Origin of the sequence: Candidatus Uabimicrobium helgolandensis (assembly GCF_041508025.1) — a bacterium.
GTDB classification, from domain to species: domain Bacteria; phylum Planctomycetota; class Uabimicrobiia; order Uabimicrobiales; family Uabimicrobiaceae; genus Uabimicrobium; species Uabimicrobium helgolandensis.
The window spans coordinates 5,828,989-5,848,371 of the sequence record NZ_CP165719.1; the positions used below are offsets into that span (position 1 = coordinate 5,828,989).

A 19,383-nucleotide genomic window follows, 5' to 3' on the forward strand; every position below is an offset into this window, starting at 1 on the left:
AGGTCAAATATTACTAATTGTTTCAAAATTTTCAATATTGCACAAGGCTATTAAAAATTTTCAAAATTTAGTGATTCATTTCTGAAGGGGCTCCATAAAACAAAATCTCCTAACTCTGTTTTATAAATAAAGCAAAAATAAACGGTACCAGAAAATTGTGCTCTAAATTTAAACTCAAACTCTAAAAAAACTAACTGCTCTTCTTGAAAAAGCCCATCATAACTTTTACCATAAGCTAAAATACTACCATTTTTAATTCTGTGCTTTCCATATGAAATTCCGCACATATAAGTGGCTGTTAACAATGAAACAACTGTTCCTAAAACAATGAGATATTTAACTAATTTATTCATAATGCTAAATCCTATCATTCAAAATATTACTTGTTTTTTCGAGTCCGCTAGCGTTGCATGTTTTCCTCATGTGTTACCATTCTTATTCTTTATGTTCCATTTTATAATTTTTGCGCAATTCCTTTACTTTAGCAATGATTATTTTCCAATCTTTTTTGGTCATAAACGTACAAAGACGGTCACTAAATAAATGCAGGATCCGCAGCCACCAATGTTTTTTGTAACGATATAGTCGTTTTACAATAACAACTTCTAACCATTCATTGTCAATTCCAGCCCACACACCAGCAACAGAAAATAAATTAACATAACAAATAGGGGCAACTTCGCGCTTATAAATATGATTTAACTCTTTGATCGTGTATGATGAACTTGCTAGTTCTTTGGCAATACTGTTGTAGTAAAGCGATACATCTGTATCGAGAAATAAATCAGCAATTGAGGACCATACATGTGTGCGTGTTTCCACATTAATTGTTTGTGCAAATTGCTTTTGCTCTTCGTTTAACTTTTCACTATCTGGGTGATGTAACCCCATTGTCATTTCACTTTGCGTTTGAGTTAGGTGAGTCGCTAATGTTTTTTGGATATTGTCGCTATTAATTTGATAATTTGTCGGATAAAGCGCGATTTCATAAATGAAATCAAAGTTTGATAAACGCAGAATATCGCGCCAAAAAAGATTTTTGCGTAGAGGTAAACGCTTGACAACAGTGGGGAATTTTTTAATGTGCAGTTGAATACGGACTCCTATTTCGGAATGGCTAAAGAAATGAAATTTTTCTATTTCATCCCATAGAACTACGCGAAAAATGCCATCTTTGTAAAAAACTCCTTCATTATCGATTTTGATTACTGGACGTTTTGCAATTATATAGAAAGTTTTACGTGTAAATGTTGCGAAGGATGACAAAGAGATAACAATACATAAAAAAGCAACAACAGCAGTAGCGCAAACTTGTAGAGTTTCTAGCCATACTTCCGTGTACACAACTTGTTTGCTTGGTAACTCATAGGCAATCACTACACCTATAGATGTGATTATGCCACAAATAATAGTACTGACGAGAAAAGATTTCCACTTCGATAAAATCCATAAAAATAAAATAATTATCACGGTAGATAATGGCCACGTTTGCAATAAATTGAATTTTGAACTATCTATATTGAGTAGTTCTATACACAAAACAATGCCAAGAATACCAGAAAACATTGCGCCAATAAACCACCACAGAGTTTCTTTGATAACTTTCCAGTGGATTTTTTGTTTTATTTCAATCATATTGTTTCCCTTTGAATTTTTCCTGCAGTACAAAATTATAGCGCTAAAAAAATAACTTTTCCCCTATTCTTTTGTTTTTTGGCGTATCCGCGAGATGCTAACTCTTCTAAGATTACTCGCAGGTAAGTTTCGCCTACTTTTGCTTGTTTTGCAAAAATTTTATCGGAAGGGGAACATGACTTTTTTCGCGACAATAATTTTAGAACTCGTTTCTGAGAATCATTGAGCTTTGTTTTTTGTGTTGAGTCTGTGGGTTTTTTTGTTTTGCTAGAAAGCTGTCTTTTTCCAGGATTACTACTTTTCTTAGATGCTTTTTTGTTTTGCGGTTTTAGTGGCTTTTTATTTGTTTTTTCTTTATGCTTTTCGTGAGTGTCAATCGAAGTAATTTTGCCAATATCAATTCCAAAAAGAAACGATAGATCTGAATCAGCAATAACTCGGGAGCTTTTTTGTTTTGCTTTTTGGAGAAAACTTAATTTCTTATCTTGAACAGCTTTCTTAACTAAGCTATCAATTTCAACATTGCGTAATGTAAAAAATAGAGCCGGTGAAGAATCAAGTCTAACCCCAACTCCATAAAGAACAGCCGTTATGTGTTTACACATATCAGCCCAATCAAGGCAGTTACATCTAAAGGAAATTTCTGATAGAGATGGAAATAATCCTGTTTTTTGTTTGGTAAAAATTTCACCTAAGGATTTTGGAAACTTACCATCTAAAAGATTTTGGAGCGAATCAAATTCTCCTGCACATTCACTTTGAATCTTAAGCCACTTCTCTTGTTGTATAGGTTGTATTTCTATATTAATTTTGTATGTTTCTGAGCCTTGTACTAGAGCATCGATATTGCCAGATCTTATTTTTAAATCCAATACACTGCCTTGGCGAACATAACTCCGGCCTCTACTTATACGATTATCATAATCAGCGTAGTATTCTAAATTGCTATTCCACGCTTTTCCCCACCAAGTGGAAACGAGTTTTTTTCCTTTGACAACAATAGGTTGTATATTGGGATTTTCTTTTCGTAGTTTAGCTAATTTTTTTTGGGCAATTTTTTTCTTTTCAGCAGCTGTTACATAAGGTTTATAATCTCCCCAATAATCCATTTTTATTTCTCCTATAACTGTAACTTAAATAAATCGAGCATCTCTTGGTCATTCATTTTTGTGATCCAATTTTCACCAGAAGTTCCAATGATTTTACGCGACAAAGATAATTTATCTTCAAGCATCGCATCAATTTTTTCTTCGATGGTTCCCTTAGTAATAAACTTGTGCACAATAACTTTTTTTTTCTGACCAATGCGAAACACTCTATCTGTAGCTTGATTTTCAACAGCAGGATTCCACCATCTATCAAAATGAATAACGTGGTTAGCTGCTGTTAAGTTTAGACCCACTCCTCCGGCTTTTACAGATAAAATAAAGTAAGGAGTATATTCGCTACTTTGAAAACGTTCAACAAGACTTTTTCTTTTTTTAACAGAAATGCTACCGTGTAAAACAAGTCCCTCTCTACCAAATACAGAACTCAAAAAGCTGTTTAACCCAGAGGTTATTTCTTTGAATTGAGTAAAAATTAAAACCTTTTCTCTTTTAGATAGGATGGTTTGACAAATTTCGTTTAATTGTGAAAATTTACCACTATCTTTTTCTAAAAATTCGCCATTATCAAGATATTGCCCTGGATGATTGCAAATTTGTTTAAATTTTATTAATGACCCAAGTACCAGGCCTTTACGTTGAATTCCGTCTGTATTTTTTATAGTTTGTTCAAGGTTATCAACCAATTGTTGGTAAAGTAGTATTTGCTTTTTACTTAGCGAAGCATAAACTTTCATTTCTATTTTATCTGGCAAGTCGTCAATGACTGTTTTATCTGTCTTAAGTCTTCTCAAAAGGTAAGGACTAATGATGTTTTTCAGTCGTGTGTAGCCCTCGTTTTTCAAAGTATTGGTAAATTGATTGAATTCACTAATACTTCCCAACAACCCAGGGTTGATAAAATCGTAGAGAGACCATAAATCGCCAAGTTTATTTTCGATGGGAGTACCAGTTAAAGCTATTCGGTTAAAACACTTCAGTTTTTTGATGGCTCTAGTTTGCTTGGTTCCTGGATTTTTAATTGCTTGGGCTTCATCTAGAATTATATATTTCCACTTATGCGACTGTAACCATTCATACCGTTGTACTAATGCATACGTTGTTATTACAAGATCGTAGCCGTTTAAGAAACAACTATCTTTGTTTATTTTTTTTATATTGGGATTAGAACTGGAGTGGGCAATAAAATATTTTAGTGATGGCGCAAAACGATCTATTTCGTTTTGCCAATTGGAAATGAGGGACGCTGGAACAACAAGTAAATGGGCCGTTTTGTTTCCTTTGCTTTTTAAGCTGTTAATAAATGCAATAATTTGAATGGTTTTTCCCAGACCCATATCATCAGCTAAACAAGCTCCAAATTGCAATATATGTAAGAAGTTTAGCCAATTTAACCCATCTTGCTGATAACTGCGTAGTTTGGCTTTGAAATTTCTACCAGGCTTGACTCCTTTGATCAATTTAGGTTTTTGCAATTTAGCAATGGTCGATTGTAACCATTTTCCATTGCTAATAGTTAGTAGATCGTCCTCAGAAGAAACTCCCATGAATTTCTTGGTCCCTAATTGTATTTGCATAACATCTTTGATGCTTAAATTATCGTCTTTTATTGATTGTTGTGCTTGCTCAAATGCTAAAAGAATTTGTTGCAATTTCTCAGGATTAACCTCAACCCACTTTCCTTTGAGATAAGCTAAACCTTGCGCTTCTTCTAATATTTTCCTCGCCTCTTCTTCGGTAATTTCTTCACCATTCAAAAGTAGCTGGGCGTTAAATTTAAGCAGAGATTCCATTCCTACGCACCGAGGTGGAGGATCTCCCACGCTAATATTTACTTTGATGCCAGCCGCTTTTCCTTTCCACCAATTCGGAATACGGCACAAAATACCTGATTCTTCGTAGATGGTAATTTCTTTTAGAAATGTCAATGCTTCATTAGCTTTCCATGCTAATGGATGAAATATTTCCCCTGATTCTAGCAAGTCCATTATTAACTTGCTTTTTTGGGTGGCAGACTCAATGGTTGTTAATAGTTCAAGCATATCACTGTCGCTCTTAGCATATTCTTCTAAGGCAAATTTTAAAGGTAGGTGTTTGGATTCCTCTTTAGTCGCAAAATTTGTAGAATAAGTAGCTAAAAATGCAAACGGATATTCTTGAGAATTCTTGTTTTCAACAAGATGAAAATAAACTCTACCAAGTAAGTTAATATTTGGTTTATAGCTTTTTATTAGCTCTTCAACGCTTCCTTTGTGCTCTTTGATTTCTTTATTAATTTGTTTATTGAGTCTCGACCATAAAAAACGCAAAAGATCTTCGTCTAAATATTCCAAACCAGTCATGAAAGGTGATTTTGCTAAAAGATTCTGTATTTCTTGTTGCGAAATCTCAATTTTAAGGTTTTCTCTTATTTCCTCTAGATTTGGTGTTTGAACTAGTTTTTTTGTAAAAGAAAGACTAAAAGATCTCCAAAATTCCAAAGAAGGAGATAAATAAATATTTTTTTCAGAAAACCCTAACAAAATTAACGCTAAAGCTACATTTTTCTGGAAATTTTTGAATATCTGCTGTTGCAATTTTTTTTTATTTTTATCTATTTTATTATCTACTGATACCCACTCTAATTCGATCGAGCCACCTGAGATAATAACAGCTACAAGCTCTGAATACATTATGGTCTCTTTATTTTATTTGATGGAAATTTATACAAGTCTAACAATGAAATTCGATATTTATGTAGTGATCAATTGTTTTAATTTAACCGAAGTTGCGACCTATAAAAGTTATCGTACAGTCTGGTATAATTACTCTTACAAATTCGATGTGCGCGGTTCGAATCTCGTGAGACGCAGTCGTGGCACATGGCACGAAGTAAGGGTAATGCAATGAATTTTAATCATGAAAAATTAGATGTATATCAAGTATCACTAGAATATACAAAAGAAACATTTAATGTGATGGAGAAAATGCCATCAGGTTACAGTTAATATAGCAGAAGGCAATGCCAAATTTAGCAAAAAAGAGAAAGCAAGGTTTTCTCTATAGCAAGAGCATCAGTAAATGAATGTAGTGCAGTATTCGATGTTGCTAAGATAGCCCAAATAATAGACTCAAAAGAAAAAGAGAAAATCAAAAAACTACTCTATAGAATAATTTGTATGCTTTCAAAGTTAATAGTCTAATTTTCGCACATGGAATATCGATCCACGACCACGAACCTCAAAAATCGAATTGCACACATCGTTTTTTTATACTGTTATAACGACTCTTCTCTTAAAGTAGGAAAAACAAGAAGGAGAAAGTCATGGAAAAAGAAATTATAATTGTTTTCTGTATATGTGATGAGATAACACAAGCACTCAAGATTGTAGAAGATCCTCAAGTTAAAATGATTAATTCAGAAATTATGACAACAGCATTAGTTTCTATGCTCTACTTTTCTGGCAACTTTGAAAAAGGACGAAACTTTTTAGCTACTGAGTTTATTCAAAAGGTTACCCGTAAAAGGATTGAAACTACTTTTAGTCAGATCACTTCTTTTTTTCCAAAGAAAATTCATGCTGTTACCTCTTATGGATTTGAGTTAAAAGTTGTCCTTTTTGTTCTCGCTTTCACTTTTTCTTGTTATTTTTAGGTCGCAACTTAAGTTAATTTACTTAACGGAAGTTTCTGAATAACAAAATGTCTTCTTCAAGAATATCTTCTTCAAAATAACAAAAACGAGAAATAGCTTTTTATTGCGTTGCCCAATTAAAGTCGCCTAATGATAACACTCTGTTGTTAGACGTGTGTTATCATTCACAGGAATAACAGATGTCTTGAAATATTATCTTATATTATGATACTGCGAATAGTATCGAGCCCGAGCCCGCTTCCGAAAAATAGAGCTTTTTGTGAGTTGTAACAAATACTTTTTTATTTAATCAAAAGCCTTGAAATCGGGATCGGGCTCGGAAACGGACTTGGAAAAATATTTTGAATGATAACAAGCTCTAGTAATATTTACAAAATCAAAGTGTCACTTCAATTGAAGAGCGCAATAAAAGAAATAGGCAAATGTACTAGCTGGATCGTCATAATCTGCAATAAAACACCATTTCATCTCGATTTAATCTACTCTCGAACTACCCAAACAAAATTTGGCTACGATTTTATTAAGGAGCGCTTAACATTGATTCTTCACTGTATTTTTTTAAGTAGCGACCAAAGTTTTTCATTACCCATAAATGTATAATTGCTTGGCTAAAATTATATATGTACCAAGGTAGAGTTGGTCGAAAATCGTGAATTGCAGCAAGTATATATTTTCCAGCCATAACTTCCCTAAACTCTAAACGCCCGCGGTCTGTTTTTTCGGCAAGAATACCTCCTGTAATATAAAACAGATAGCGATCCGAACTACTTCTTTCAGGAGATAATGTTATAACAAGAAGAGGCCAACGTTTAAAAAAACGTAATCGGAAGAAACTATTTCCCTTGTCGTCGTTATCAACAACAAGAATTCCCTTCATATAACGACCTAACCACTTAGAATATTCTTGGGCGACAAAACGTGCACTTTTGCCTTTTGGTAAACAAAGGCGTTGTACAGATCGAACATCGCTAACTTGCGGAATAAATTTTTTCCGCGTATATGATTTCGTTGGTTTTGTGTTAATGGCATTTTTAACACAAACTTCAAAAGGAATTTGTGGCAGTTGCAATTGTTTTTTTAAAGGGTGTTCTTTGGCGACCATGCGATGACGAAGACTTTGAATAAGTGGAGCAACAAGTTTGCGACTAGTCCCAGTGACTAAACTTACCCACAAAGTAGAAAGTCTTGCTGTGAAAATAGGAACTGTAATTAGTAAACGTTTTTTACCAAAAGCTTTTGCCATTAGCTCTATTAATCGTTGGTAGTCAAAAACATCGGGCCCACCTAATTCTATTGTTTGATGGAAAAATCGATCGTTACCAAGCATTTGTTCTATCGCAGCAATAACATCTTCCAAAGAAATCGGTTGTGTTTCTGAACGCGTCCACTTTGGACAGATCATAACCGGTAAACGGCGCACTAGTTTTTCGATCATGTGAAATGACGATCCTCCAGGCCCAACAACAATAGAAGTACGTATTGTTGTAAGTGGTACTTTATAGCTAGAGAGTGTTACTTCTACTTCAAGTCGACTTTTGAGATGAAGAGAAAGGTCTTCTTCTTTGTTAGGAACAATACCACCAAGGTAAATAATTTGTTGTACGTTTTGTTTTTTAGCAGCACGTACAAAGTTATCTGCGAGTATGAGGTCTGTATCACTAAAATTACCTTGTGTTAAACGCGCTGAAGGCATCATTGAGTGCACTAGATAAATCGCATAATCGACACCTTCTAAGCCTATTTCAGCATCGCGCATTGAATATAAGTCGCAGCTGCGCCATTCAATATTTTTTTGCTTTTCTTTTGAACTAACATTACGACTAAGAGCAATAATATGATAGTCTTGTGATAGCTTTTCTAAAAGCGCTTGTCCAACAAAACCGTTCGCTCCCGCAATAGCTATTGTTTTCATGTATACTCCTGCATTTTTCAATAAAGTAACTTCTGTGGGCCAAAATGTTGATATTCTTGACTTTGGTCTAGTTTCAGTTTAATAATGAAATTCGATATTTGTGTGGTGATTAATTGTTTTTATTATAGTAATGATTCTACGTTTAGAACATTATTGAATATGACTGTATGTAAAATTTCGCTGCTTTTTAGGTTAGTTTAAAAGAACTAATGTTGTCAATTGTACTACAACTGTTAAAAATGATTGATAAAAGAATAGTTAGCTTCTTCACTTTTTATTTCTAGAAAATATGCTATTACAAAGTAAACCATGCAACGACTTGTTGATCCCATGGAGATGGATTTTTAAATTTTGTTTGTTCGTCATAGTACTGTTTTGCACTTTGCTTTGTCGCATTAGTATTCTTTGGTAAAGGCTGACCATTTTCATCAAAGGAATTATGAGTGCCTACCATGTTTTCAAATTTTACCTTATCTTCTAGTTCTCTATTCAATTCACTTAACGTAAGCTTCTGAATAACATAAACGTGTTGTTCAGGAATATCTTCTTCAAAACAACAAAAACGATAAATAGCTTTTTCAAAGTGGAGAAGGCCGCTAATTGGACCATCATAGTAATTTGCGATAAAACACCACTTTATCTCAGTTTGATCTACTTTCAAACTGTCCAACAAAATTTGATTACGATCTTTATTCATAGTGTTAATCTCATTTCCTAGTCCATCTGTACAACTCAGTTAATAACTATTTGTACGGTTCTTAAATCATTATTCTTAACAATACATTTTCATATGAACTACCGTGGTCTTAGTAAAATTAAATCCAGCCGTAAGCAAAAAATATTGGAAATAGAAAAAAACCTGCCAACATTGCTAAAATGCCATATAAATACATTCGGTCTTTACCGCGAAACAAAAAAGCAAGCAAACGAAATAAAAAACTTTTGTGTATGTGAGTACTGGCAAAAAGTAAAACACCTCCCCAAAACTTTAAGGCTAAAAAACAAATAATCAAACGAACTATACTCGATCGATTAGGAAAAATATAGTATGCTAAAATAAAAAAACACGCCATTACGCAAATGACAAAAAGAGCTAGGCCTAGGCCAGTTTTATTTTCTTCCATTTTCTTGAGCTCCAGTAGCTATTTTGATTTAAGTAATTTAGTACCAATAAAACAGATAATTTGATTATTAACTAATTGTAGAAATTTGCGCAAAACAAAAAATAACTATTCATTAACTTTTACCACTACTCCTGTCACTGTAATATTAATACGAGTAGCATCCCAATCCCAGCCTTGTTCGTGTAATAAACATGTAACATAAAACGATAAAGAACAATTACCAGGTTTTGTCCAAAAATTATGGCTACTAGAACGAAAACCAGACGTCATGGAAAAGTGAATGCGATGTTTTTGACCTGGTTTCAGAGTTAGTCCTGTTCCGCGAAGTAGTTGATCAACGTATGTTGTAGTTGTTGTAATAGATAGAAACCCTGCACCTTTTCCAATAACACTGATATCACCTTTATCCCCACCAAGTTCAAGTTTTATGTCTTTATCTGAGGTATTTGTCAATTCTAACCAAATACGTAGCTTTGTAGGCTTAGTAAGAGGTGTGCCACCACTTATGAAAGCTTTTCTTGAAATAGCCCGCATTTCTTTGGCAAATTGTTGTACAGATCTACCGGCTAAATCGATTTTATATTTACTTTTTTTTATGATAATCTTAGCCATAAGTTTATTGAATGTATCTTGTTCTACTTTCGTTACTGCCCTGTTATTAGGTGCAACGAGTGTTTTGCCAACAATAATGAGAGTTCCCATTTGCGGTTCTTGGTTGGGTGTAATCGATAACTCCGCTCGCACTATTCGTTCAGGTTTATTCACTGAATCTTTTACTTGGCAGTGCAAAATTATGTTTTGTTGGTGTTTGTCGATTGTTAAAGTTTGCGATTTGTTAAAACGTTTATTTTTTTTAGGGGTGCCTATTTTAAATATATGTTTATGTTTTTTTTCTCCTGCAGTTTCAACGTATGCGTTAACAATTAAAGTTCTACTAGCAAATTTCAAATCTAAAGTCGTGCTCGTTTTAGTAAAACTAACCTTTAAAGTAATACCGCTTGTTGTATATTCTCCCTTAAGTGTATTATACGATGAAGCGAATAACACATGAGAATATAAAACTAAAAAAGTAAAAACGATATATTTTTGAACCTTCATGGCTTCTCCATTTTTTTAGAATTAATTAAGGTGCATTGGTATCCTGGATGAGTTGCTAAAACAATGATAGCATTTTTTTAGAAAATCAAGAAGAAATCACGTTGGTTTGTACAAAACACAGAGATCCTGTTACAAAACCAAGAGAAAGAAGAAAGCAAAGATTTATAAAAAATTATTGTCTTACAAGAAATAAGAGAATTGTTGGGGGGATAGGTATCAAGAAGAGTAAATGTATTTTGAAAACAATGAATCAAAAAAAGCTAATTTTCAAAATGAGAGCCTGAAAATTCTTCAATCCACTTGCGTTGTTCTAAAGTATCAGGCACTTCGCAACGTCTGGATTTAGAAATACGCTCCAAAGCCGCTTGAGCTGTTACATCAAATAAAATAAGCACTGACGCTACCACTAGAGTTGCGCGACCAACGCTGCTGCGGCAGTGGACACCAACAGAATGTCCGTTTACGATTAATTTCGCTAGTTTTGCGATAAAATCTGCGGTTGTTTTATCTTGATCTGGGCACTGGCGGTCATAAATAGGAAAAGATATATAATCTATTTTGTTCTGCGAACATATTTCAGCTTGCTGCGTAAGTCCTAACTCTTCTACTTCATAATCTACTAATAAACTAACGACCACGTCGATTTTGCTTTCGCGCCATGATTTTATTTCATCTTCAAGCCAATCACCTGCACGAGGACGGCCTAAAACTGCTAATCGTCCTTTTTTCGTTGTTTCTATCCAGTAAATACTTGCTTTCATAAGAATTTCCATTTGCTTGAGTTTGTTGTTTTTTGTGTTAAACGAAACTGTTAGTAACACATTTTACTCATGATAAAGTATGGTATGTACATTGTCAAGAACTTGGCAATGTACATATTACTAATTAACAGTAAAAGATTTTCTTACTCGCTATTATTTAAAGCAACATTGTAAAATTTTGCCCCTAGAAAACAGAGATCTACCAATCCGTTTCCTCGTCCTCTTCTAATTTCAAATCTAAATTCTTTAAATCTTCGGCGGAAATAATATCTTTTGAGTAGTCGTTACCTGTTATTTTCCACAGCGTAGTAACTAGCTCTCTTTGGTCATACAATGAAGATGGTTTTAGCTTTAACAAAGTAGGTACAACAGAAGCGTCTTTTTTATCTATTAATGCTCGGTAAATTTCTGTTTTGATTTGAGAATATCCCCACGAATCCCAACGGTCGTTGCCTTCTGAAAAAACCTGTTGCAATTTTTGCACTAGTATTTGGATAACCTCGGCGTTAAGTAAATTCATTTTACTCAAAACTCTAACAACATTGTCGTGCATATCTGATTTTTCATAAATGAGTATATCAACTAATAAACCTTGCAAAGAAGGATAACTTCCTTTTGTGTTTTCTGCTAGTTCCAAAGCTTCTTTTTTCATATTTGAATTTTTTTGTAAAGCAATTTCTAGTACGCGTAAAACCATATCATTTTCAACGCCAATACCATTTAGTGTTTGTAAAATACGACGTTGAAGACTTTCTTGAGCCGTTAGAAACATTTGAAGCAGCGCAGGGACAACTTCTTTAGATTCTGCGCGCTCAAATATAGCAATTAAAGTATCTAAATTTTCTGGAGATAAGTTTTTATCAATTAATTTAGGAAGAATGGCAACTAACTTAGAGTAGTCCTTGTAGTAAATCAGCATAAAATACAAAGATTGCTTAATTGTTTCTTCATCAGTGTTCTCTATGTCAGCGAAACAATCAGATACAACTTTGGGTAAAATTTTACGAACTCGAAATTTTGAAGAATGATCTCGACGAGACTGCAATTTTGGTAGACGTAGGTGTTTGACATCTTCTACTGCTGAGTAGTACTCATCAGATTTGTCAGTTTGCACTTTTGCAATTGTAGTAAAATACCCAGGAGCTGTTTTATATCTTATTTTGTATTCTTTTTTTTCTTTAAAAGCTATTTCAGTCGCAGCAAACGCAATCTTATTATTTTTGTAAGTATAATGATTGGGTTCTGCACTGAGAAAGATAAACTCTTTGGGAAGAATATAGGTAACGCGTAAATTTTTTGTTCCGCTGTAATCTCCCAAAATTAGTACTGAGCTTTCCGCTTCCTCTTGGGTAGCTAGATCGCTTTTTATTCTATGCCGAGGGATTGGCAGACCAGAACATTGTAGACACATCAAGTACATTTGCACGTGACGCACAGTGATCATTTTTTCCTGAGAAAAGACTTCAACTCTAAAAGTCTTATTTGTATTGAAATACCGAAAAACGCGACGCGGATAACAAAGTGGAATTTCAAGTTTTTCTTTTGCTTTGATTTGAGTAAAATACCAAGTACTCGTTCGTTCGCTCTCATCCCATTCTCCTAACAAAGATGTTTCGTACTTCATAGAGAATGGTATATGTAACACAACTTTCACATCGTCAATAGGATATTCATTGGGATTCTCGATCACCATTAACCTGTAATTATAGTTATAACGGTGATAACCACTAAAATATACATTTATATTGCCATCAACATTATTTATTGAGTTTTCTTCGTATAAGGCAATCTTGGACTTTACATTATTGACTAACATCTTGATTTTTTCATCTTCATGTTTGTCTAAAGAACTTAAGAAATGTAAAACAACTTCAGGAAGATCTTTTTGGGCAATTTTTACCAACATATTTGCAGCACAAGATCCTGTTTCTTTATTCGACTTTTCGATTAGGCGAACAAAAATAGACAAAATTTCTTCGCAAAGGCTTTGATTTTCCACTTGGAAAAAATATTTATATAATAACCGAGCATTTTCTTTGCTATTTTCCCCTTTAGATAAGCTTTGAGATACTTGCTCAATTTGCTTTTTCCACGCGTCAAAATCTTGCGCTGATAAAGTTACTAAAAGGCAAGTAATCATAAAAACTCTGAACATTTTTTCTCCTTTGATCTAACAAAAATAATAGTATTTTACTCGTACACAGAAGTGCCTTCTTCGTCAATAATTTCTTTGTCAAATTGATCGTATCTGACTCTAGCAGTATTTTTAGCTGATCCGGCCTTTATTGCTTCGCACACTATTTTGTATGTGATTTTATCTCCTGGTTGAAGAATAGGTACGGCTTCGCACTCTAATACACTCTTCTCTTTATCAAAAACAAAATTTGTTGGCCCCTCAGCCTTAATAAATTTCATTTCTTTTGGAATATCATTACGAAATTTTACATTAGTCATAGCAGAAGTGCCTTCGTTGCGAGTTGTTACAACATATATTGTTTGTTGACCCAGTTCCACTGGATCATCCGTATCATATGCGGATACGCGTACAGAGCCTCCCACTCATTCAACTCTTATCCTGGCGGAATTCTGAAACTCTTGGTCTTTAACAGCGGCCACAACAGAGTATTTAGCATAAGCACCATGATAATGACCTGATTCATCGGTGCTACCACCTATTCCACGCGCGACAACTTTTATGCTAACCTCTTCTCCCGGCGCAATCTCAGCAAATTTCCATTTTAATCTAGCCAATCGTTTACCTTTAGGTGGAGAATACGCTGCTTGAGGTTCGGAGCTTATATACTCAAGTCCGCTAGGCAGTATTCCTTTTGTAGGTACGTCGTAAGCAGCTCCGTTACCGCTGTTTTTGATTGTTGTTTTAAACGTAACACTTTTATTTAAAAATATAAATCTGGAGCTCGCTCGAACTTTAAGTTCAATGTTAGACGATACAATTTTGACATTGCCAATTGCTTTGTATGAACTGTTTTTCGTTTTTACTTTGGTAACGAAGTTAAATTCTCCGAGACTAGTTGGTTTTAGTGAACAATGGTAGTTTTTAACCGCTCCAGGTTTTAGTTCGGGAGTTGACCATTTCAGGGAGAATTTACCTGTCTTGCGTCCGCGGTATGTAAATCCAGAAGGCAAGTAGTAGCGCGCCGTTATATCTCTCACAGTTTGATTTCCGACATTTTTAACGCTGACAGAACAATTTAGCGAGTATTCGATGTCTAAAGATTTAGGGCATTGAATCGTTACAATTAGTTCGCCTATTACTAGGCCACTAAATGCAAACATTAAAACTAATAATATGTTGTTTTTCATAAGTGATCTCCTTGTGGTTTTACCTTATGGCAGCGTAGTGTAAGAATGCCGATCGTGTTACGAATATAAAAATAATGTTTGTGATTTTTTGTATCTGTAGTGCCTTAAAATAAGTTTTTACAATGGTTTGAGAAAGCCGGGCGGCACAAGACCGCCCCTACACCGCACTTAATTTAAGTGCATCTTCTAGTACACATGGGTGCTCTCTTCTTCAGTGACAGGTTTTTGTAATGCTCCAGAAGACATATATACTTTTAAACGAGAATCTCCTGGTTGTATGGCTTTTGCGCGGATCTCCCACTTAATTTTTTGTTTTACATTTAGAATGGGGTACGGTTCAACAGTTACGCGTTTGCCGTTTACTGTGCATGGTGTGTCTCCTTTTGCACTAATAGGAGAAATTTCAGCGGGAAATACCGCTTCTATTTTTACATAGTAGTCCGTTCTAAGACCTTGATTTGTTACTTCAATAACGTAGGTTGTTTCTTGATTAACAGTAAGTGGATCAATAGTATCTATAACTTCTAACAATAACCAAGGATAACACTTCCATGATGTACAGCTAACAGATTTAGCCGTTGCGCCTTCATTGCTGCTAACAATTGCTGTAAAACACTGCTTACCGCAATCTCTAGAAGTCATCGTTAGAGAATAGCTTTTTGTCTCTCCTACAGCTAAATAGCCAATATTCCAAATCGCCGATACGCCGGTAATTGCGGGATTACCTTCTCCTGAAAGAATTCGATAGTAAGAACTAAAATTGACTCCTTGTACAACCACGCCACTTAAATTGATGCTTCCGTTATTTTTAACCGTAATTGTTGCTTTAATATGTTTTCCTGGCCAAGCAATCTTTGGGCACACTAAATCAACAGTAATTTTGGGTTTTACCACAGTTGTGGTGAAATCAACTTCGTATTTTTTTTTACCACCAATGTAAAAATATGCCTTGCTGGTAAACCTTCCTTCTTGCTTTGTTTGTAAGGTGTACTTAAAAGAACGTTGTTCGTTAACTTGCAAAGTCTTTATATTCCATCTTAAGACAAATTTTCCAGTATGGCGTTCACCGTATTTGAATCCTGGAGGAATCTTGTCTTTTATTACTATGTTGGATATTGAGGTATTACTGTTATTTTTTATGGTAATGTTGTAAGTCACCAAATTACCTAACTTCACGGATTTTTCACCTGTTTTAGCGATGCTTATATTTGAAGAGCTATATAAGAAACCGAGCATAAATGTTACTAATAGAATAAATCGCATACGAACCTCCGTTTTTTTAAAAAATAAGTATAAAAACCGTAACTCTAGAAAGAAATATGATTTTTATGCGGTACCCTCACCTCGCTTCACAAACTTCCTCTCCCATGGGAGAGGATCCATGCGTCTCTTTTATAAAAAACAAAATGGTTGTGAGTTACGAATCTAGTTGCATCACTTTTTGATGAAATGCTTATTGATTCAAAAACTCACATCAAGTGAATATTTTTTACTCACACGCTCAGAAATATACCACTACAAATCTACTACGCAAAAATTTCGGTCCCATCTGGTGCGGGTTTATTCAACTTAGCAGAACATTTTTGGCAACACTCATTTTGTAAATTGTGTTTTTTATTACAGGAATGACAATGAACAACTGAAAATTTACATATTGATAAAAATGTGAGTAGTCCTGGAATTCCCGAAACAGAACAAATAATCAACCAACATATAGTTTCACGTGTTGACACTGCATAAAATTGCGTGATCAATAAACACATTAATGAAGGAATGATTATCAACCAAAGTAACGAAATTTTATAGTCAGGTAATGATAAATCTGGGATAAAATATCGACACGCAAAATCACTCAAAACTGTCGATTTCAAGAAGTACATTGGCCAGTTGTAATTCTCCATATATTCTAGATTTTTTGGAACAGTATATTCCTTTATAATGTATCCATTTTTTGAATATTCGACTACTTTGTCTTTTTGATTGGTCGCCTTTATGTAGCGAAAAATATATTGTTTTTTATTGGTGACCAAAATTTTGATTTTGTCATACTCTTGCAAAGGAATATGTTCTATTTTCGAAATTGTTTTACCACTTGTGTCGAGAACATACAAATGTCTTTCTGTTACGACGATGATTTCAATAGGAATATTTTTTTCTGATATAACAACACTAAACTTATGTATGATTTCTGGAGAAGAGAAAAGCACATCGATTTTCTTATTGGCACGGTCGAATAAATGCAATTCGCGTTTAGACTGCATGAGTATTTTTTTGTTTAGGTCTTCATAACCAAAATAATCCTCTTTGTGTAAGTTCTTCACTTGTTTGTTATAAAACCCATCTATCCCTATAGAGCCTTGACGTGTTCCATCGCGGTCATAAGCAATGATGCGTTTTTGTAACTTAGAATAGTAAGAACCGGACATCAATCTAACATGGTATCTCTTGAGAAGATATTTAGTGTTAGCGATCGGCTTTTGAGAAAGATACATGCCTAACAACTCTTCATCGAAAATTTTATCCACGTATTTGTCTAAAAGAATGTTGTTGTTTTCATCCTTATAAACCCATTTTGCTTTTTTGCTTTCTAAGCTAATAAGGCCTTGTGATGTGACGCGATAATATATATTCGAATCGTTTTTACTCTTCTTTGTAGAAAGTCGTTTTGCTGCCATCTCTATATTATCAATAATAAAGAGTATTACTGTGGTGTACGAAATTAGCAAAATTATGCTGAGGCTAGTTTTTACAACTACATTAGATAGTTTATCGGAAAATGCTCCCCACGCAGAACTAATAGCAACGAATCCAACGCAGGCCATTAGAAAAATAAGATGTCCTTTTGTGGGAATTTGATAAACCGCATAGTAGCAAATAATGCCAAAAAGAATACCGACTGCGCGACTACCATAAAATCGCGCTTCGCGTAATACGATTGTTATCGTTAAAAAATAAGCCACTAAACCAAACAACATATTGATAACTATTTGTATATTTAGATGATAAATCAACATGCTTATTTCGTCACTTACGATCATAGTAGTAACAAAATACGGAACAATTACTGCAATGCTAAACAAAATAACAGCAGCGATTATTTTTGCCACAAAAATGGATAAGAGTGTTACTGGTCGATGAGTCAAAAATGGCAATAACCTAAGGTGTTTTTCAGGAAGAGTTTGTAATAAACCTAAAATAATCCCTGTAACTACAGATATATGTAAAATGACTTTCGGCATTTGAGTATGACCTCTTATAATATCTGTATACAAATAGAACATAGCTGCAAAAGCTCCGAGCACGAGCCATTTTCCGTGCTCTTTCAATTCTTTGCAAATCATTGTCCATATCATAATGTGGTCGCTCCCAGTTCACTTATATCGAAATTTCTCATACCTTTTCTCCCAAGATAGTCAATAAAAGCATCTTCTAAGGGCATATCGCTACAACGAATATCAACTCCACCTAAGTCTTCGATTATTTTTTTTATTTCAGCGTTATAATTAGCAACGGTTAACAAAATATGTTGCTGCTCTCGTACGCCACGCAAAACACCTGGAATTTGCTCTAACTTTTCCATTTGCGGTGGTAATTGTGAGAAACGAGCTGTCACTTGTTTTATTTGGTTGCGAAATGTATCTAAAGGGCAATTCACGCGTAAAACACCTTTATCAACAACGGCAACGCGATCGGCGATGCGTTCAACGCCTGAAAGCATATGAGAAGAAAACAATACTGAACATTTATGATTTTCAGCTATATAAACGATCATTTCGAGGAAAGAATGACTTGCAACAGGATCAAGTCCGAGCATAGGGTCATCAAAAATAAAGAGATCTGGTTTAGCAGCAAGTGTAAGTGCTAAGTATAGGCCAGCTCGTTCTCCACGTGATAATTTTCCAACTTTTGTTTTGGGTTGCAAATCGAAAAAATCACAGATTTCCTCACATAACTTACGATTCCATTTTGGATAAAATTTAGACTGAAAATAGCAAATTTCTTTTACGGACATCCAAGAATAAAGGGGATGACCTTCCGCTAAATAACCAATACGACTACGAATTTCATTTGTCAACTGTGAAGAACAACAACCATAAATAGAGGCAGAGCCATATGTAGGTTTTATTATTCCGAGGAGCATTTTAATGATGGTGCTCTTTCCTGATCCATTACGACCAAGAAGTGCAAATATACTTCCTTGAGGAACAGAAAAACTGACATGGTCAACGACACAATTGTTGCCAAAATACTTCGTGAAGTTATTGATTTCAATTACGCTATTATCATTCATCTTGTCCCTTTCTTTGTGAAATTTCTTTAATCTTTACACGTAGTTTATTCCATATATCTTTTGCATCAAAATCAAGCAATGCAATTTTATTCACAAATTCGTCAATCGCTGTCTCTAGACGTTTTAATCGCTCTTCTTCGGAGTAAAATTGGACGCGCTCAATGATAAAAAGCCCACGCCCACTACGCGATTCAGCGACTGCCTCTCTTATTAATTCACTATAAGCTTTGGTCACAGTATTTGGGTTTATCGTTAATTTTTTAGATAAGGCTCGAATAGAAGGTAATTGATCTCCTGGAGACAATTCACCTGTAGCAACAGCCCGTTTTACTTGATCAATGATCTGCTGATATATGGGAACAGCACTACCTGTTCTAACTTTAATATCAAGTAACAATATCAACTCCTTAACAATGGTGCACTAGTGTACTAGTTTGAATAGTACACTAGTGCACTTGAAAATGCAAATAATTTTTTATATTTTTATAATAATCACTG

The 19,383-nt window shown here is 34.4% G+C and carries 17 protein-coding genes and 1 pseudogene; 2 read left to right on the forward strand and 16 right to left on the reverse strand.

The window, feature by feature from the left end:
* Window positions 1-50 precede the first annotated feature (50 nt).
* The 4 genes from UABHE_RS21525 to UABHE_RS21540 form a co-directional block, all read right to left on the reverse strand.
* Window positions 51-353 carry a hypothetical protein gene (locus UABHE_RS21525; RefSeq protein WP_372365349.1) on the reverse strand — a complete coding sequence of 101 codons (303 nt, stop codon included), beginning with the start codon at window positions 351-353 and terminating at the stop codon, window positions 51-53.
* A gap of 82 nt (window positions 354-435) precedes the next feature.
* Complete coding sequence (locus tag UABHE_RS21530; RefSeq protein ID WP_372365350.1) at window positions 436-1,635, reverse strand: hypothetical protein; 1,200 nt, start codon at window positions 1,633-1,635, stop codon at window positions 436-438.
* A 35-nt stretch (window positions 1,636-1,670) separates the two neighbouring features.
* The gene (locus UABHE_RS21535; RefSeq protein ID WP_372365351.1) at window positions 1,671-2,744 is read right to left on the reverse strand and encodes a hypothetical protein; all 1,074 of its coding nucleotides are present in this window, start codon (window positions 2,742-2,744) and stop codon (window positions 1,671-1,673) included.
* A gap of 11 nt (window positions 2,745-2,755) precedes the next feature.
* Window positions 2,756-5,413 (reverse strand): DEAD/DEAH box helicase, encoded by a 2,658-nt coding sequence (locus UABHE_RS21540; RefSeq protein WP_372365352.1) that lies wholly within the window; start codon window positions 5,411-5,413, stop codon window positions 2,756-2,758.
* Between the two features lie 360 nt (window positions 5,414-5,773).
* On the opposite strand from UABHE_RS21540, the pseudogene UABHE_RS21545 reads away from it, so the two are divergent.
* Together UABHE_RS21545 and UABHE_RS21550 are read left to right on the forward strand one after the other, a co-directional pair.
* Window positions 5,774-5,923: pseudogene (locus UABHE_RS21545) on the forward strand (four helix bundle protein); the annotation flags it as partial.
* A gap of 122 nt (window positions 5,924-6,045) precedes the next feature.
* Window positions 6,046-6,375, forward strand: a complete 330-nt coding sequence (locus UABHE_RS21550) for a hypothetical protein (protein WP_372365353.1) — start codon at window positions 6,046-6,048, stop codon at window positions 6,373-6,375.
* 520 nt (window positions 6,376-6,895) lie between these two features.
* Here UABHE_RS21550 and UABHE_RS21555 read toward each other — a convergent pair.
* The 12 genes from UABHE_RS21555 to UABHE_RS21610 form a co-directional block, all read right to left on the reverse strand.
* Complete coding sequence (locus UABHE_RS21555; RefSeq protein WP_372365354.1) at window positions 6,896-8,287, reverse strand: NAD-dependent epimerase/dehydratase family protein; 1,392 nt, start codon at window positions 8,285-8,287, stop codon at window positions 6,896-6,898.
* A 295-nt stretch (window positions 8,288-8,582) separates the two neighbouring features.
* Window positions 8,583-8,984: a hypothetical protein gene (locus UABHE_RS21560; RefSeq protein WP_372365355.1), complete on the reverse strand. Its 402-nt coding sequence runs from the start codon at window positions 8,982-8,984 to the stop codon at window positions 8,583-8,585.
* A 118-nt stretch (window positions 8,985-9,102) separates the two neighbouring features.
* Window positions 9,103-9,411, reverse strand: coding sequence for a hypothetical protein (locus UABHE_RS21565; RefSeq protein WP_372365356.1), 309 nt, complete (start codon window positions 9,409-9,411; stop codon window positions 9,103-9,105).
* Window positions 9,412-9,516: 105 nt separating this feature from the next.
* Entirely contained in the window at window positions 9,517-10,509 is a 993-nt protein-coding gene (locus UABHE_RS21570; protein WP_372365357.1) for a hypothetical protein, read from the reverse strand.
* Window positions 10,510-10,769: 260 nt separating this feature from the next.
* Window positions 10,770-11,270, reverse strand: coding sequence for a hypothetical protein (locus UABHE_RS21575; protein ID WP_372365358.1), 501 nt, complete (start codon window positions 11,268-11,270; stop codon window positions 10,770-10,772).
* A 199-nt stretch (window positions 11,271-11,469) separates the two neighbouring features.
* Complete coding sequence (locus UABHE_RS21580) at window positions 11,470-13,425, reverse strand: hypothetical protein (protein WP_372365359.1); 1,956 nt, start codon at window positions 13,423-13,425, stop codon at window positions 11,470-11,472.
* A 35-nt stretch (window positions 13,426-13,460) separates the two neighbouring features.
* Window positions 13,461-13,784, reverse strand: coding sequence for a hypothetical protein (locus tag UABHE_RS21585; RefSeq protein WP_372365360.1), 324 nt, complete (start codon window positions 13,782-13,784; stop codon window positions 13,461-13,463).
* A gap of 45 nt (window positions 13,785-13,829) precedes the next feature.
* The gene (locus UABHE_RS21590) at window positions 13,830-14,594 is read right to left on the reverse strand and encodes a hypothetical protein (RefSeq protein ID WP_372365361.1); all 765 of its coding nucleotides are present in this window, start codon (window positions 14,592-14,594) and stop codon (window positions 13,830-13,832) included.
* Between the two features lie 186 nt (window positions 14,595-14,780).
* Window positions 14,781-15,857 (reverse strand): hypothetical protein, encoded by a 1,077-nt coding sequence (locus UABHE_RS21595; RefSeq protein WP_372365362.1) that lies wholly within the window; start codon window positions 15,855-15,857, stop codon window positions 14,781-14,783.
* Between the two features lie 263 nt (window positions 15,858-16,120).
* Entirely contained in the window at window positions 16,121-17,947 is a 1,827-nt protein-coding gene (locus UABHE_RS21600) for a hypothetical protein (protein WP_372365364.1), read from the reverse strand.
* A complete protein-coding gene (locus tag UABHE_RS21605; RefSeq protein ID WP_372365365.1) occupies window positions 17,944-18,885 on the reverse strand; it encodes an ABC transporter ATP-binding protein in 942 nt (313 codons plus the stop codon). The genes UABHE_RS21600 and UABHE_RS21605 overlap by 4 nt, the downstream gene beginning before the upstream one ends.
* The gene (locus UABHE_RS21610; protein ID WP_372365366.1) at window positions 18,878-19,282 is read right to left on the reverse strand and encodes a GntR family transcriptional regulator; all 405 of its coding nucleotides are present in this window, start codon (window positions 19,280-19,282) and stop codon (window positions 18,878-18,880) included. The genes UABHE_RS21605 and UABHE_RS21610 overlap by 8 nt, the downstream gene beginning before the upstream one ends.
* Window positions 19,283-19,383: the final 101 nt, after the last annotated feature.